The sequence below is a fragment of the Actinoplanes sp. NPDC049118 genome (genome assembly GCF_040648555.1).
In the GTDB taxonomy this organism is placed as follows: Bacteria; Actinomycetota; Actinomycetes; order Mycobacteriales; family Micromonosporaceae; genus Actinoplanes.
This window is the reverse complement of the sequence record NZ_JBEZDY010000001.1, coordinates 386,102-400,343: the sequence shown is the minus strand read 5'-3', so window position 1 is coordinate 400,343 and position 14,242 is coordinate 386,102. Positions and strand designations below refer to the sequence as shown.

Sequence of the window (14,242 nt, the reverse complement as noted above, 5' to 3'; positions counted from 1 at the left end):
GTCGCGGACCTCGTCCAGGTCAGGGCGCCGGGATGAGGTCGGCGAGCAGCGCCTCGATCCGGGTCTTGATGTCGTCGCGGATCGGCCGGACCGCGTCGACGCCCTGGCCGGCCGGGTCGTCGAGTCTCCAGTCCTCGTAGCGCTTGCCGGGAAAGATCGGGCAGGCGTCGCCGCAGCCCATCGTGATGATCACGTCAGAGCTTTCGGCGGTCTCCCACTCGAGCCTCTTCGGCCTCTGGTCGGTGATGTCGATGCCGACCTCGGCCATGGCCTCGACCGCGGCCGGGTTGATCGTCTCCGCGGGCGCGGAGCCGGCGGAGCGGACCTCGACCGTGTCGCCGGCGAGGTGGCGCAGCCAGCCGGCGGCCATCTGTGAGCGGCCGGCGTTGTGCACGCAGACGAACAGGACGCTTGGCTTGTCGCTCATAGCTCGATCCTCCACTGTGGCTTCCATCAGGGCGCGGCGGTGCGCTCGGCCGCCAGATGCTCGACCACGACGTCGTCGGCGGCTTGGGCGGCACCCGGGTACAGGGCGAGCAGCAGGCCGACACCGACCAGCAGCCCGACGAACTGGGCGACGATGAACGCGGGTACCGACGCGGGTGCGATGCCGGCGAACGTGTCGGTGAACGCCCGACCGACGGTGACGGCCGGGTTCGCGAAGCTGGTGCTGCTGGTGAACCAGTAGGCCGCGCCGATGTATGCGCCGACCGCCGCCGGAGCGACCGCGGCGCGGCCCGACCCGGCCAGGGCGAAGATCAGCAGGAGCAGCCCGGCGGTGGCGACGACCTCACCCAGCCACAGATGCCCCTCGGCGCGGTCCTTGGTGGAGAACGTGACCGGGGCCAGGTCGAACATCAGGTTCGCCAGGACGGATCCGGCGATCGCCCCGGCGGTCTGCGCCGCGAGGTATCCGGCTAGGTCGGCGCCGGTCAGGCCGGTGCGGGTGCGCCGGCCGAGGAACCAGTCCGCGGCGGACACGACCGGGTTGAAGTGGGCGCCGGACACCGGGCCGAAGGTCAGGATCAGCGCGCCGAGCGCGAACGCGGTGGCGACCGAGTTCTCCAATAGCTGCAGGCCGACGTCGTTGGGGGACAGGGTGCTGGCCATGATGCCGGAGCCGACGACGGCGGTGACCAGCAGTGCGGTGCCGACGAACTCCGCCAGCAGGCGTCGCCACGGTGCGATGGGTTGCATGGAAATGGAACTCCGGTCTGTCGGCGGGCAGGAGGGGAGCGGTCGTCGTTGTGGCGGTCGGCCATCATTGGCGACCCACAGGGCGGATCGGCAGGGATCAGTCGCGGTCGGATGGGGGCGCGACGGCGGGCGCCAGGCGGTCGACGCGTCCGGCGAGGTCGGTGTAGGCGGCCTCGAACGCGGCGTCGGTGCCGACCCGGACGGGGTCGGGAACCGACCAGTGCAGCCGGAGCCGGACGCCGCCCGTGAGGTCTTCGTGGGCGTTGTCGCAGACCGCGATCACCAGATCGCCGTCGTCGACGACGTCCGCGACGTGCGCGGTACCGGCCGGGTCGAGGGCCAGCCCGTGCCGATGGGCGACCTTGACCGCCCGGGGGTGGACCCGGGCGGCGGGTATCGTGCCGGCGGAGGCCACCGGCCCGCCGACCCGGTCGCGCCACAGGGCGGCGGCGAGCTGGGAGCGGGCAGAGTTGTGGGTGCAGACGAACACCACCCGGTCCGCGCCGGCCAGCAGCGGCGGAGCCAGCAGGGCCAGGACGTCGGGTTGCAGCCGCAGGTAGGTACGCCGCCGGTCGCCCTCGGACCGGGTCCGCACGATCAGGCCGGCGTCCTGCAGCACCTTGAGATGGTGGGCGACCAGGTTGGTCGGCATGCCCAGGTCGTGGCCGATCTCCCCGGGTGAGGCGTCCCCGAGGGTGAGTGCGTCGACGATCGCCAGCCGCGCCGGGTCGCCCAGTGCCGCGTGGATACGCGCCCGCACCCGCAGCGGCGAACCATCACCGTTCATTGAGTCAATGATTGCTGACCAATAGCGACGCGTCAAGCCGGCGGCGGTCACCACGCCCGACTCCACCGCGACAGCGCCGTCCGGGCCGCTACACTTCCACCGGTAATCGGCCTGGCCCGGTCCACCGTCTCGCAGCACTTGAAGATCCTCACCGAGGTGCGCTTCGTCCTGGTCGAGCCCGTCGGCACCGCCCGGCACTACCGGATCAACGCCCGCCGCATCGACTGCTTCCCGTCCGCCGCCGACGTCGTGATGGGACACCCCACACCGACGCCGACCCGGAGGCTGCTCATGACTCCCGTCGCGATCCGCACCATGCGCGCCGGGGACGCCGAGCAGGTCCTCGCGATCTACCAGGCCGGCATGGACGCCGGCGACGCCAGCTTCGAGCACACCGCCCCCGACTGGGCGGCGTTCGACGCGAGCAAGCTACCCGACCACCGGTTCGTCGCGGTCGACACCGACGGCACGGTCCTCGGCTGGGCCGCGGTCTCCGCCGTGTCGTCCCGATCCGTCTACGCCGGCGTGGTCGAGCACTCGGTCTATGTCGATCCCGCCGCACAGCGCCGGGGTGTCGGCCGGATGCTGCTCGATGCGTTGATCGCCTCGACCGAGGCGGCCGGCATCTGGACCATCCAGTCCGGGGTCTTCCCGGAGAACACCGCGAGCCTCGCCGCGCACCACGCCGCCGGTTTCCGGATCGTCGGCGTCCGTGAACGCGTCGGCCGCCATCTCGCCCAGGGCAACCGCTGGCGCGACGTGATCTTCATCGAACGCCGCAGCCCTCACGTCAACTGAACCGCCACGGCGGCCGGGCCCTGATGACCACCGGTCCGCCTCGCCCACCCCGGTGCCGGCGGATCAGCTCACCGGCGCGGCCGTCCTCGCCAGCTTCAGTGCGACCGGTACCGACAGCGCATACATCAGCAAGCCGTAGGCCAGCAGCGTCAACACCACCACCGGCCCGGCCGCGGCGGCGACGAACAGCGCCAGCGACAGGTTGCGCACCGCCGTTGTCATCGCGACCGCGCGCCGCGCCGCAGGTGGATCGAACACCGGGACCAGCGCGGGCGACAGGCACGCCAGGACCACGACGGCGATCACGCCGGCCGTCACCCAACCCACCTCGGGCAGCCGCGTCCCGCTCGTGGCCAGGAAGTACAGGACCACGACCGCAAGCAACACGTCCGCCACCCGGCGACTGACCTCGTGCACCCGCTGCGCCACCGCCGGACGCCGGCGGCGCAGCCACATGCCCACCGCGACCGGCACCACCTGACCCGACAACCCACCCGCGACCAGCGCCACACCGCCGGGACCGGCGGGCGCGGGATCGTAGCCGGCGACCCACGCCCACAGCGGCACGCTCAGCAATCCCAACGGCGCGTACACACCCTGCAGCGCCGCCCCGACCGCGAGATCACCCCGCGCATGCAACGTCAGCAACGCACCCGTGCCACCACCCGGCGCGGCCGCGGCCAGCACGATCCCGAACGTGGCGTCCGCGCCGAGACCGGCCAGCGACGCGAGCACCACCGCGAGGCCCGGAATCACCACGACGTTGGCCAGCACCGCCAGCACCGGCACCGCCGGCCGGTCGGCCAGCGCGCGGAAGTCGGCAGCGCGCAACGTGGTGCCGACCGCCAGCATCGAGGCCACCAGCAGGATCGCGAGGGCGGCCGTGCTCACCGGGCCACACGCTGCGCCGGTACGGCCTGCCGGGCGAGAGCCTTCAGCACGTGGGTTGCGTCGCGGCCGACACCGCGCAGGGTGGCCGACGCGAAGCTGCGCTGCCGCTCCAGACCCACATAGCCCAGCCCCGGCACCGTCGACGACACTCCCCCGTGATGCAGTGGCGCACCCGCATCGCCGAGCGCGGCCGTGTCGTCCAGGAACGGCAGGTCCGGCCGGAAACCGGTCGCGAGGATGACCGCGTCGACCCGCTCCCGGGTGCCGTCTGCCCACACCACGCCGTCGCCGTCGAGGCGCGTGAACAGCGGCCGGTGGTCCGGTGTCCCGGCGCGGACGGCGGTGCGGTACCGGCCGTCGTCGATCACCGGCACGCCGCCCTGCACCAGCCGGGGCCCGAGTGCGGAGGTGTCCAGGCCGGTGTGGGCCAGCCACCAGTGGAAGTCCCTGCCCAGGACCCGCTGCCGTTGCCAGCGCAGCCGGTCCCGGGTACTGATGCTGACGGTCGCTACCTGCGCCAACTCGACCGCGATCTGCACCGCCGAGTTCCCGCCACCCACCACCACGACCCGGCGCCCTGCGAACGGCGCGGGTTGCCGGTACTGCGCGGAGTGCAGCACCGTGCCGGTGAACGTGTCCAGGCCCGGCAGCGCCGGGCGGTAGGGGCGGCTGAACCCGCCGCTGGCCGCCACCACCATCCGGGCCCGGACCACCGAGCCGCTGGAAGTCGACACGGCGAAGCCGCCGTCCTCCTCGGCGACCCGGTCCACCCGTTCGTTGCGGCGCACGTCCGCATCCAGGCGCCGGGCGTAGGCGTCGAGGTAGGCGACGACCTCGTCGCGTACCGGGTAGCGCTGCGGATCGCCGGGAAACGCCATGCCGGGCAGCGAGGAGAACCGGGCCGGGGAGAACAGCGTCAGGCTGTCGTAATAGCGGGGCCACGAGCCGCCCGCACCGCCGGAGGCATCGAGCACGACCGGCCGCCAGCCCCAGGCCAGGGCGGCCTGGGCGGTGGCGAGGCCGGCCTGGCCACCACCGATGACGACAACGTCAGCGAGAGTCATACCGGCAATGTATCGTCATATCGCGAGAAGACGAAATGACGTGATGCAGCAGACTGGAACCCGATGACCACGCCCCCGGCCCTCGACGAGCCCACCCAGAACTTCCTCAAAGCCCTCGCCAGCGAGACCCGCCAGCAGATCATGATGCTCTTCGCCGACGGCACACAGCTCACCGTCGGCGAGGTCGCCGACCGCTGCGGCCTCGGCCAGTCCACCACCTCCGAGCAGTTGGCGATCCTGCGCCGCGGCGGCCTCGTCCAGTCCAGCCGCGACGGCAAACTCGTGCGCTACCGTGCCGACCCCACCACCATCACCACACGCCTGACCGAGCTCCAGGGCTACCTGGCGTGCTGCTGCCCTCCACCCGCGGAACCGGACAGCGCCTCGACCTGATCACGCGGACGCCCCGATGCTTCACCTGCGACACCCTCCGCCGGCTCACCCCGGTATCAACGGCCACAGATCGGGCGCCGACACCACGCCGTAACCGCGTCCGGCCCCTCCCGGCCGTCATGGCCGGCACCCCGCCGACGCGGCCGGCCGGCGATGGCGCCCGGCTGGCTCCTCAGCCCTCCTGGCTTCGGCCGGGGACGGCCACACTGAGGGCATGCAACCAACGTGGACCGTCCTGCTGGTCGCGTTCCTCGGCGTCGCCGGCACGCTGGGCGCGACGATCTTCACGCAGATGTGGAGTGCGCGGCGCGAAGATCGTCGGTGGCGCCAGGAGAAGGAGGCCGACGAGCGGCGATGGCGGCGCGAACGGGAGGACCGGAGTGAGCAGTGGCAGCGCGAGGACCGGCTACGCACCAGGCAGCAGCGCCAGGAGGTCTACACCGGATTTCTCCTGGCCGTGGCGACGTGGGCATCCGCTACCTACACGGTGGTGGTCGACCGTCCGGAAAGCGCCGGCCAGCTGACGTCGGAAGAACTCGCTCGGCTCGCCGACCTGGCCGAGCAGGCCGAGACGTCCTGCGTGCCGCTTCGCCTGCAAGGCTCACCGGAGGTCGCCGACGCCTCCGAGGAGGTTTGCCGCATCATGCTCACCTTCATCAAGGCGATCGATGGGCGATCCGTGGACGATCAGCCGGTGGAGCGGACGCTCGAGACGTTTCGGCACGCCACCGGGCTGATGCTCGACCGCACACGCGCCGATCTCGGGATTACCTGACCGGCCTGGATGCACGGGCGATCTCGCAGCCCGGACACGGTTGATCAGATGCGACGTGGGCGGCGTTGCCGTTCGCCGACCTTGCCGGCCTCACCCGGGCAGCTTGGATCCTGCGGCCGGGATCCCCCGGCGGGGATCCCGGCCGGGCGGTCAGCCGATGCTGATCCAGACGTCGTCGATGCTGCCGTGGAACTGGTCGTTGTCCGCGCCCGTGCCCTTGCCGCCGAGGCTCAGCGGCTGGGTCGTGACGACCGCGAGCCCGGCCGGCACCGTCGCGCTGCCCACCTCCTGGTCGTCGACGAGGATCGACAGGTTGGTGCCGGCCCGCCGGCACTCGAGCGTGTGCCACTCCCCGTCGGCGATCGACCGGGCGCCCCTCGCCACGTGGATCGTCGGCTCGGTCTGGTCGCTCATCACGCAGGTCGGCTTGCCGGAGATGCCGTCGACCTGCAGCTTGTACTGGCCGCCCGCGGTCGAGTAGCCCTTCTGCAGGACGTTCTCACCCGAGGAGGTCTCCGCCGGCGAGAGCAGCACCGCCGCGCCGTAGCGCAGGTTCCGGCCGCCCGGGTTCAGGTCCGGGACGTCGTTGGCCCGCAGCACGACCCGGGCGCAGTCGGCGCCGGTGCACTTGGTCGGGAACGCGAGCCCCAGCCCGTCGCCGTGCCGGACGGACTTCAGCGCGCCGCCGTTGACCGCGAGCGTCCTGAGCAGGTGGCCGTTGCCGGAGCCGTCGTCGTAGGTGCCGTCGGCGACGGTGGAGTCGAAGTTGTAGGACGCCACGTACGGCGACGGCGGCGCGGGCGGCGCGGGCGGTACGGGAACGGCCGGGTTCGGGCCGCCGAAGGACGCGTACCGCTTCTGCGCCGATCCGGTCATCGTGGTGAAGTCGCCGCCGGCGCTGAGCAGGCCGTTGGCCGGGTTCGCGGCGAGGGTGCGCACCCCGACGACGCCGTTGCCCTGCGGGGCCCATTCGGTCAGGTTGCCGGCGCCGTCGATCGCCGCGAGCTTGACCCGCGGCACGGAGCCGTCGGTGCAGACGCCCTTGATGCCGTTGTTCGTGGTGGTGCAGGCCTTGTCGAAGTGCCCGCCGACGTAGGTGGTGCCGTTCATCGTGGCGATCGCCTGCGCGTCTCCGTCGAACACCCGGGTCCAGCGGGTCGCGCCGGCGAGGGTGTAGGCGACGGCCCGGCCGCCCAGCCCGCCCAGCGCCGCGTACACGCCGTCGGCGTCGCTGGCGAGGGCGAAGACCTGCGAGACCGGCTTGGGCATGAAGGTGGCGTCCACCGCACCCGTGGTGCCGTCCACCGCGGCGAGCCGCAGCGTCGACCTGACCCCGTTGGTCTTGTGGAACGCGCCGCCGAGGAAGACCCGGTTGCCGGCGACGGCGAGCGCGTTGACGGTGTCGTCGGTGGTCGGCGCCCAGCTGTCCAGCAGCCCGGTGGTGGTGCTGAACGCGGCCAGGTTGGCGCGGGGCATGCCGTCGACGGCGGTGAGCCGGCCGGCAACGTAGAGCCGGCCGTTGGCGACGGCGAGCGCGTTCGGCTGCCCGAGCACGGTGTGCTTGAGCGCGCCGAGGACGCCGGTGTTGGCGTCGATGCTCGCCACGGCGTCGCGCGACATGCCGGCGACCTTGTCGAAGTCCCCTGCGGCGAAGACGGTGTCGCCGTCAACGGCGAGCGCGCGGACGGTGGCGTCGGCACCCGGGTTCCAGTCCAGCAGGGCCCCGGTCCGCGCGTTGAACGCCGCCAGGCGCTGCCGCGCGACGGTCTTGCCGCCGACCAGGGCGCCGGTGAAGGAGCCGCCGGCGTAGACGACGTCGCCGCGGTGTGCGAGCGCGTACACCGCACCGTTGAACGACGGCGACGGCGTGGGCGCCCCGGACACGACCTCGGCGAGGGCGGCGCCACCCACGGCGACGACCACGGTGGCGACGCCGACGGTCACGAACCGGCGTGCGGCGGATTTCAGGCTATTTCGGTTATTACGCACAACGGGAACTAACGGCGCTCGCGCCCAAAGGACGCGAGCACCGGCCGGGCGAATGGATCACGTGGCGCTATGGGGTGACAGGCCTCCCGGTGATCTATATCGATGAACATAAATGATTCTCATGTTTTCCCGCGGAGACTGTGGAATACTTCCGAAAACTGCAACCGAAACTTACGAGGAGAACGCCGTGGCCCGCGTGACCATCGCCGCGATCGCCCGCGAGGCCGGGGTCTCGGTACCCACTGTGTCCCGGGTGCTCAACGGCCGCGCCGACGTGTCGCCGCAGACCCGCGAGATGGTGGAGACCCTGCTCAAGCAGCACGGGTACCGGCGCCGGGCGTCGCGCCAGCAGGCCGGTAAGGCGGCCCTGGTCGACCTGGTCTTCAACGACCTGGACAGCCCCTGGGCGGTGGAGCTGATCCGGGGCGTCGAGGACGTGATGCACTCGTCGGGCGTCGGCACGGTCGTCTCGGCGGTACACCGCAGGTCGGCGGCGACCCGCCAGTGGCTCCAGAACCTCTACGTGCGCGCCTCCGACGGCGTCATCTTCGTGACCTCCGACCTGACCACCCCGGTCTACGCCGAGCTGCAGCGGCTCAACATCCCGGTCGTGGTGATCGACCCGGCCGGCGGCGCGGCGATCGACGTGCCGACGATCGGCGCGACGAACTGGGCGGGCGGCCTGTCGGCGACCCAGCACCTGGTGCAGCTCGGTCACCGCCGGGTCGGCTTCATCGCGGGCCCCAAGAACCTGCTCTGCAGCCGGGCCCGGATGGACGGCTACCGCGCGGGCCTCGAGGCGGCGGGACTCAAGCCGGACGAGGACCTGATCCGCCAGGGCGACTTCCTGTACGACTCGGGCTTCGCGGGCGGCGCCTCCCTGCTCGACATGGCCGAGCCCCCGACGGCGATCTTCGCGTCGAGCGACACGATGGCGCTGGGCGTGCACGAGGCGGCCCGCCGGCGCGGGCTGCGCGTGCCCGACGACCTGAGCGTGGTGGGCTTCGACGACCTTCCGGAGGCGCGGTGGGCGTCGCCGCCGCTCACCACGGTCCGGCAGCCCCTCGCGGAGATGGGCGGCCTGGCGGCCCGGACCATCCTGCGCCTCGCGCAGGGTGAGGAGATCCAGGCACCCCGCATCGAGCTGGCGACGGAACTGATCATCCGCGACAGCAGCCGGGCGCCGCGCCCGTAGATCCCGCCGCAGCGGAATCCACGGGCGGGGCCGCCGCCGTGACCCGGGCTCAGTCCGTGACCGGGGGTGCCGTCTCGGCCGCCCGCTTCAGGTCCGCCGCCTCGGCCGCGTACGGGTTGTAGGTGTACGCCCGGGAGAGCTCACCCGGGATCGTGAAGTACTCGGCCGACAGCTTCGCCGGGTTGGTGGCTATCTCGCCCCGACCCGGGAGGTCGTCGGGGTCGTCCCAGCCCCACGGCGCGTTCGCCGAGTTCGTGCCGCACGAGAAGGTGCCCGTGCCGCAGCCGCCCGAGGCGTCGCCCGCGAACGTGCCCAGGTTGGCGTACAGGTTCGTGTTGTCGCGCTGCGCCCAGAGGCCGCCGGACGCGAAGACGTCGATCAGCTCGTACCGGACGTCCCGGTCGTTGCCGCTGCTCGGGGTCTCGCCCTGCGCCGCCGGGTAGTAGACGAGGCCGTCGCCGTTGATGTTGTACTGCGGGTACGCCTTCAGGCCGTGCCCCTGCACCTCCTGCGCGGTCACCGGGTGCTGGAACGAGTCGTGCGGCGAGGACTGCATCTGCAGGGTGCCGTCCACCGTCTCGCGGCCGCCGGTCCACGTGCTCCCGCTCGGCGTGTACGAGTAGAAGCTCGTGTGCGCGACCGTCACCGCCGAGCGCAGCACCCCGTACGCCGAACCGTCCTTCTGCACCGCGAGCAGCACGCCCTCGCCGTCGTTCTCGTGCTCGGTCTCGAAGAACGGATGGTCCACCCAGTCCCGCGGGTGGAAGAAGAGGTACGTGATGTACCAGTGCGTGCCCGTCTCCGCGACGGAGTAGTAGGCCGCCGCCGAGAACGAGACGTCCGGCTGGGCCGCCCGGTCCCAGTTGTTGCGGCCGTTGAGGTCCCCGTCGAAGTCGACGCGGGTGAGGTAGTCCGACTTGCCGCCCAGCGCATGGCTGCCGGTGGCGTCGACGTCCTGGTAGTGGATCGGCGCCCAGCGCAGCGCCAGTTCGGCCCGGCTGACCGCCGCGCCGGCGGGTGCCGGCGCCACGAGGCCGAGGGAAACCAGCGCCGTGGTCAGCGCGGCCGCGATCCTGCCCTTACCGAGCATGTGTGCTCCCACGTTCCGGAATTGATGGACCGCCGTCAATTTATGAGATCGACAGCGGCCTGTACATGTCCGGAGCGGAAAGCGAGCGTGGCCGCAGGTCGAAGACCTGCGGCCACGCGTCCTGGTATCGCCGGGTCAGTCGCTCGGCTTCTTGAACTCCTCGACCGGCCGGTCCTCCATGTAGTCCGCGACCGTGCGGTACACCGCCGGGTTCACGATGCCGTGCGACATCCGGTCCGGGTGATCGGCCCAGTCGGGGTTCACCAGGTAGCCGGCCACCACGAGCTTCTGGGTGCCGACCACGAGCGCGGCGGTCTTGTCGGCGTCGGTCGTGCCGGTCTTGCCGAAGATCGGGTGGCCGACGACGCTGCGTGCGCTCCGCTCGGTCGCGCCGGCGCAGTTACCGAGCTGCGCCTGGTCCCCCACCGGGCAGCGGGCCGCGTCCAGCGCCCTGCGCGCGACGTCCTTGCTTGTCGCCCGGTTGCACTTGGGCTGGCCGATGTCGCTCTTCTTGCCGTCCTGGGTGTAGATCTGCTGGATCGGCGTCGGCGCGCAGTACCGGCCGTCGCCGGCCAGCGTCGCGTACGCGTTCGCGATGTCGAGCGGCGTCGACGCGGAGACGCCGAGCGTGAACGCGCCCCACTGGTTCGCCGAGGCCTCGTCGTTCGCCATCCTGGCGTCGCTCTCGGACCGGAACTTCACGCCGAACCGCTTCGCCACGTCGACGACCTTCTCGGCGCCGACCTCCTCCTGCAACGGCACGAAGTAGGTGTTCACCGAGCGTCCGAAGCCGGTCCACATGTTGAACGGGCCGACCTCGCTCTTCGAGGCGTTGCCCGGGCAGTAGAAGTGCGTGCCGGGGCAGGCCGCGTCGGAGCTCGGGTCGATGACGTAGCCCGACTTGTACCGCCCCTGCGCATTGATCGTGTGGTCCAGCCCCAGGCCGTTCTCCAGCGCCGCGACCATGGTGAACATCTTGAACACCGAGCCGGCCTGGTAGCCGGTGATGTCGCCGCCACCCGTGATGATCGGGTTGGTGGTGTTCGGATAGGTGCCGCGGATCCCCTTAGCCGCCTTCGCCGGGTCGGACGAGAGCCGGTTCTTCGGGTCGGTCGTGCTGTCCAGCTTGTATTTGCGGTTGGCGGCGAGCGTGCGGACCTTGCCGGAGCCGGGCTCGACGCCGGCCAGCAGCAGCGCGTTGCGGTTGGTGTCGCGGATCAGCTTGGTGATCTCTTTGCGCGCCGCGCTCTGCGCCTTGACGTCCAGCGAGGTGACGACCCGGTAGCCGCCGGTCTTGAGCTGCCGCTCCCGGTCGTACGTGGTCTTGCCGAACGCCTCCTGGGTCAGCCACCAGCGGTAGAAGTAGTCGCAGAAGAAGCCCCAGTTGTTCTTCGCGACCGACACGCAGCCGTTGCCGGGCCGGTTGGTGGTCCGGCCGAGCTTGACGGCCTTGGCCTTGGTGGCCGCGGCCGGGGTCAGGTAGCCGAGGTCGCGCATGTTGTCGATGATGTAGTTGCGCCGGTCCAGCGCCTGCGGGTAGCCGCTGGGCGTCGTCGGGTCGAACGACGTCGGCGCCTTCACCATGCCGGCCAGCAGGGCCGCCTCGGGCACCGTGAGGTCCTTCGGCTTCTTGCCGAAGTAGACCTGGCTGCCGGCGTAGACGCCGTACGCGCCGTTGCCGAACGGCGCGATGTTCAGGTAGCGCTCGAGGACCTGCTGCTTGGTGAGCTCCTTCTCGAGCTGGATCGCGTACTTCATCTCGGAGAGCTTGCGCTCCGGGGTGTCCTTGGTGGCGTCGACCGCCTGCTGGGGTGTCTTCGCCGAGTAGGCCAGGGTCATCCGGACCAGCTGCATCGTGAGCGTCGACGCGCCCTGCCTGCCGCCGCCGTTCTTGTTGTTCACGAACGCGCGGGCGACGCCCTTAAGGTCGACGCCGTTGTGCTTGTAGAACTGGTGGTCCTCGGCGGACACGATCGCGTTCTGCATGTTCACCGAGATGTCCTTGAGCGGCACGTCGCTGCGGAACTCGTCGTACATGACCGCGAGCTGGGTCTTGTTGTCCGACGCGAACACCCGCGTCACCTGCGGCGCGCTCTGCTGCGAGAGCTGGCTCGGCAGCTCACCGAACGTCTCCGATCCGGCCTTCGCCGCCAGCCCCGACATGGCGACGGCCGGGAACGACGCAGCGGCCACCACGACGCCGGCCAGCAGGCCGCAGATCAGCAGCGATCCGGCGCTGGCCAACTTGTTGCGATCACGGGAAGACGTTGGAGAAGTCACCCGAATCAGGTTAGTCACGAAGATCCAGGCCCGCCTCTCAGAGCTGGTCCTCCAGTGTGCCTACATTGTCGGCCGCGGCCGCCGCCGGGATGCGCGCCTTCGCCGCCGCGTCGCCGTAGAGGGCCCAGCGGAGGAACTCCGTCGAGGTGCCGACGGTCGCGGTGAAGTCCGGCGCCTTCGTGACATGCCCGCCCTCGGTGATCGACAGCATCGCGCGTGACCAGGGAACGGCCGCGAAGACCGCGTGTCCGGCCCGGTGGGTGACGGTGTTGTCCCTGCGCCCGTGCACGAAGAGCAGCGCCGCCGGCGGGCCGGTGAACGGCACGCCCTGGAAGTCGGTGCCGTTGAACACGACGCCCGCTTTGAGACGTTCGTCACGGTAGGCACTGAACAACCCGACCGTGGTGATTCCCCCGCCCGAGTGACCCGCGGCGGCGAGCCGGTCCGGGTCGATGATCGCGCCGAGCGGGCCGCCGTGCGCCAGCAGCGAGTCGATCACGGACGATGCGTCGGCGGGCTGGTTGACGATGTCCCCCGCGTCGAAGTCCGCGGCCCCGTAGGAGGTCCTCGGATACGTGGGCCCGGCCACGACGAAGCCGGCACCGGCCCACCGCGCCAGAATGGCCACATAGTCGTCCGGCCGCGAGGTGAGGCCGTGGCTGAACAACACGAGCGGGAAGCGGCCGGCGGCGGGCGCCGCGTCCTCGACCGGATGCGGGGTGTCCGACGCGGCTCCCGTCGCCGGGTACCAGACCGTGGTGGGCAGCGCGCGGTCCGATCCGCGCTGGAACCGCAGCACCTGCCGGCCGACCGCGTACGCGGCGGGCGCGCTGCCCGGCACCGGCGTGTACGGCGCGCTCACGTCCCGCGGCGCCAGCGACGACGCGGCGGTCGAGGCCAGGATGGGCGCGGCCGAGGCCGACGCCGGGGCGGAAACGGCCGGGGAGGCCGAGGGCGACGCGCCGCCGGCGACGGGCCGCGTCGGCGCCGTGCAGGCGGTCAGCGCCCCGGTCCCGGCGGTCGCGGCCAGGCCCACGATCAGAGTCCGTCTACGCATGGTGACCATCTTGCGTCACCGGACCCGAGTTGACCTTGAGGAAGGCCCGAGCTGAAGATCACACAAGGTCACCGCCGTCGGCAACATCACAGGATCCGGTGATCGCGGCGCCGCCTTTTGATCATCATCCCCACGCCGAGCGCGCCGGCGAGCAGGACCGCCGCGCCGGCGACGACCAGCGGGGCCCGCCTCGGCGGCGGCCCCGGGCCGGCCGGCGGTGCGGCCTCGCTGGTGCCACCGCACAGGCAGTAACCGGAGGCGTCGACACCGGTGGTGACGACCTCCGCGCCGGGAGCGACGAGCTCCACCTGCGGGCCGCGCACCGAGAAGGCCGCGATCGACCCCCGGCGGTCGACGGCGCCGACGGTCAGCACCTCCGGATACCGGCCCGGGTACTCGGTGCGGTCGGCCTCGCTCTTGTTGCCCACCGCGGCGACCAGGACGACGTCGGCGGACGACGCCGCCCGGATGGCGTCGTGCAGGGTGTCGTCGTCCGCCGTGCCGAACGACATGTTGATCACGTCGGCGTCGTGTTCGACGGCGAACGCGATGGCCTTCACGATCGAGTCGCTGGTCGCGAGGAAGTTGATCGGCGCCTCGATCGGCAGGATCTTCGCCGCCGGGGCGATGCCCAGGACGCCGCCGCGGCGGCCGGCGTGGCCCACGCACCGGACAGGACGAGCGCCAGCGCCGACGCGACCAGCGCGCGGCCCGTACCCATGGAGC

At 71.6% G+C, this 14,242-nt stretch carries 13 protein-coding genes and 2 pseudogenes; 5 read left to right on the top strand and 10 right to left on the bottom strand.

All coding sequences use genetic code 11. The features are described 5' to 3' along the window. Positions 1-19: 19 nt before the first annotated feature. The 3 genes from AB0B58_RS01820 to AB0B58_RS01810 form a co-directional block, all read right to left on the bottom strand. A complete protein-coding gene (locus tag AB0B58_RS01820; protein WP_360215797.1) occupies positions 20-427 on the bottom strand; it encodes an arsenate reductase ArsC in 408 nt (135 codons plus the stop codon). A 26-nt stretch (positions 428-453) separates the two neighbouring features. After that, positions 454-1,197: an MIP/aquaporin family protein gene (locus AB0B58_RS01815; RefSeq protein ID WP_360215794.1), complete on the bottom strand. Its 744-nt coding sequence runs from the start codon at positions 1,195-1,197 to the stop codon at positions 454-456. Between the two features lie 97 nt (positions 1,198-1,294). Further along, positions 1,295-1,984 carry a helix-turn-helix domain-containing protein gene (locus tag AB0B58_RS01810; protein ID WP_360215791.1) on the bottom strand — a complete coding sequence of 230 codons (690 nt, stop codon included), beginning with the start codon at positions 1,982-1,984 and terminating at the stop codon, positions 1,295-1,297. Positions 1,985-2,089: 105 nt separating this feature from the next. Between AB0B58_RS01810 and AB0B58_RS01805 the strand changes: the two are divergent. Both AB0B58_RS01805 and AB0B58_RS01800 read left to right on the top strand, forming a co-directional pair. Further along, positions 2,090-2,254, top strand: a pseudogene (locus AB0B58_RS01805) (transcriptional regulator); the annotation flags it as partial. A 21-nt stretch (positions 2,255-2,275) separates the two neighbouring features. Continuing rightward, positions 2,276-2,782 (top strand): N-acetyltransferase family protein, encoded by a 507-nt coding sequence (locus AB0B58_RS01800; protein ID WP_360216225.1) that lies wholly within the window; start codon positions 2,276-2,278, stop codon positions 2,780-2,782. 63 nt (positions 2,783-2,845) lie between these two features. On the opposite strand, the gene AB0B58_RS01795 is transcribed toward AB0B58_RS01800, so the two are convergent. Both AB0B58_RS01795 and AB0B58_RS01790 read right to left on the bottom strand, forming a co-directional pair. Further along, positions 2,846-3,673, bottom strand: coding sequence for a hypothetical protein (locus AB0B58_RS01795; RefSeq protein ID WP_360215788.1), 828 nt, complete (start codon positions 3,671-3,673; stop codon positions 2,846-2,848). Then, positions 3,670-4,737, bottom strand: a complete 1,068-nt coding sequence (locus AB0B58_RS01790; RefSeq protein ID WP_360215785.1) for an NAD(P)/FAD-dependent oxidoreductase — start codon at positions 4,735-4,737, stop codon at positions 3,670-3,672. Before AB0B58_RS01790 ends, AB0B58_RS01795 begins: the two co-directional genes overlap by 4 nt. Before the next feature lie 63 nt (positions 4,738-4,800). On the opposite strand from AB0B58_RS01790, the gene AB0B58_RS01785 reads away from it, so the two are divergent. Continuing rightward, positions 4,801-5,130: a metalloregulator ArsR/SmtB family transcription factor gene (locus AB0B58_RS01785; protein ID WP_360215782.1), complete on the top strand. Its 330-nt coding sequence runs from the start codon at positions 4,801-4,803 to the stop codon at positions 5,128-5,130. A 214-nt stretch (positions 5,131-5,344) separates the two neighbouring features. Then, positions 5,345-5,905: a hypothetical protein gene (locus tag AB0B58_RS01780; protein ID WP_360215779.1), complete on the top strand. Its 561-nt coding sequence runs from the start codon at positions 5,345-5,347 to the stop codon at positions 5,903-5,905. Positions 5,906-6,055: 150 nt separating this feature from the next. Here the strand turns inward: AB0B58_RS01780 and AB0B58_RS01775 are convergent, their stop codons facing one another. Beyond that, positions 6,056-7,849: a LamG-like jellyroll fold domain-containing protein gene (locus tag AB0B58_RS01775; protein WP_360215776.1), complete on the bottom strand. Its 1,794-nt coding sequence runs from the start codon at positions 7,847-7,849 to the stop codon at positions 6,056-6,058. 232 nt (positions 7,850-8,081) lie between these two features. Between AB0B58_RS01775 and AB0B58_RS01770 the strand changes: the two genes are divergently transcribed. Further along, a complete protein-coding gene (locus AB0B58_RS01770; RefSeq protein ID WP_360215773.1) occupies positions 8,082-9,089 on the top strand; it encodes a LacI family DNA-binding transcriptional regulator in 1,008 nt (335 codons plus the stop codon). 49 nt (positions 9,090-9,138) lie between these two features. Here the strand turns inward: AB0B58_RS01770 and AB0B58_RS01765 are convergent, their stop codons facing one another. The 4 genes and pseudogenes from AB0B58_RS01765 to AB0B58_RS01750 form a co-directional block, all read right to left on the bottom strand. Further along, positions 9,139-10,179, bottom strand: a complete 1,041-nt coding sequence (locus AB0B58_RS01765; protein WP_360215770.1) for a hypothetical protein — start codon at positions 10,177-10,179, stop codon at positions 9,139-9,141. A gap of 135 nt (positions 10,180-10,314) precedes the next feature. Continuing rightward, positions 10,315-12,423, bottom strand: a complete 2,109-nt coding sequence (locus AB0B58_RS01760) for a transglycosylase domain-containing protein (protein ID WP_360215767.1) — start codon at positions 12,421-12,423, stop codon at positions 10,315-10,317. A 73-nt stretch (positions 12,424-12,496) separates the two neighbouring features. Then, complete coding sequence (locus AB0B58_RS01755; protein ID WP_360215764.1) at positions 12,497-13,516, bottom strand: chlorophyllase/cutinase-like alpha/beta fold protein; 1,020 nt, start codon at positions 13,514-13,516, stop codon at positions 12,497-12,499. Between the two features lie 86 nt (positions 13,517-13,602). Further along, positions 13,603-14,208 (bottom strand): annotated as a pseudogene (locus tag AB0B58_RS01750) (S8 family serine peptidase); the annotation flags it as partial. Between the last annotated feature and the right edge of the window lie 34 nt (positions 14,209-14,242).

Excerpts from the sequence above, each read along its gene's own strand:
- AB0B58_RS01820 (WP_360215797.1), bottom strand. The coding sequence starts at position 427 with ATGAGCGACAAGCCAAGCGTCCTGTTCGTCTGCGTGCACAACGCCGGC.
- AB0B58_RS01815 (WP_360215794.1), bottom strand. The coding sequence starts at position 1,197 with ATGCAACCCATCGCACCGTGGCGACGCCTGCTGGCGGAGTTCGTCGGC.
- AB0B58_RS01810 (WP_360215791.1), bottom strand. The coding sequence starts at position 1,984 with ATGAACGGTGATGGTTCGCCGCTGCGGGTGCGGGCGCGTATCCACGCG.
- AB0B58_RS01800 (WP_360216225.1), top strand. The coding sequence starts at position 2,276 with ATGACTCCCGTCGCGATCCGCACCATGCGCGCCGGGGACGCCGAGCAG.
- AB0B58_RS01790 (WP_360215785.1), bottom strand. The coding sequence starts at position 4,737 with ATGACTCTCGCTGACGTTGTCGTCATCGGTGGTGGCCAGGCCGGCCTC.
- AB0B58_RS01785 (WP_360215782.1), top strand. The coding sequence starts at position 4,801 with ATGACCACGCCCCCGGCCCTCGACGAGCCCACCCAGAACTTCCTCAAA.
- AB0B58_RS01780 (WP_360215779.1), top strand. The coding sequence starts at position 5,345 with ATGCAACCAACGTGGACCGTCCTGCTGGTCGCGTTCCTCGGCGTCGCC.
- AB0B58_RS01765 (WP_360215770.1), bottom strand. The coding sequence starts at position 10,179 with ATGCTCGGTAAGGGCAGGATCGCGGCCGCGCTGACCACGGCGCTGGTT.
- AB0B58_RS01755 (WP_360215764.1), bottom strand. The coding sequence starts at position 13,516 with ATGCGTAGACGGACTCTGATCGTGGGCCTGGCCGCGACCGCCGGGACC.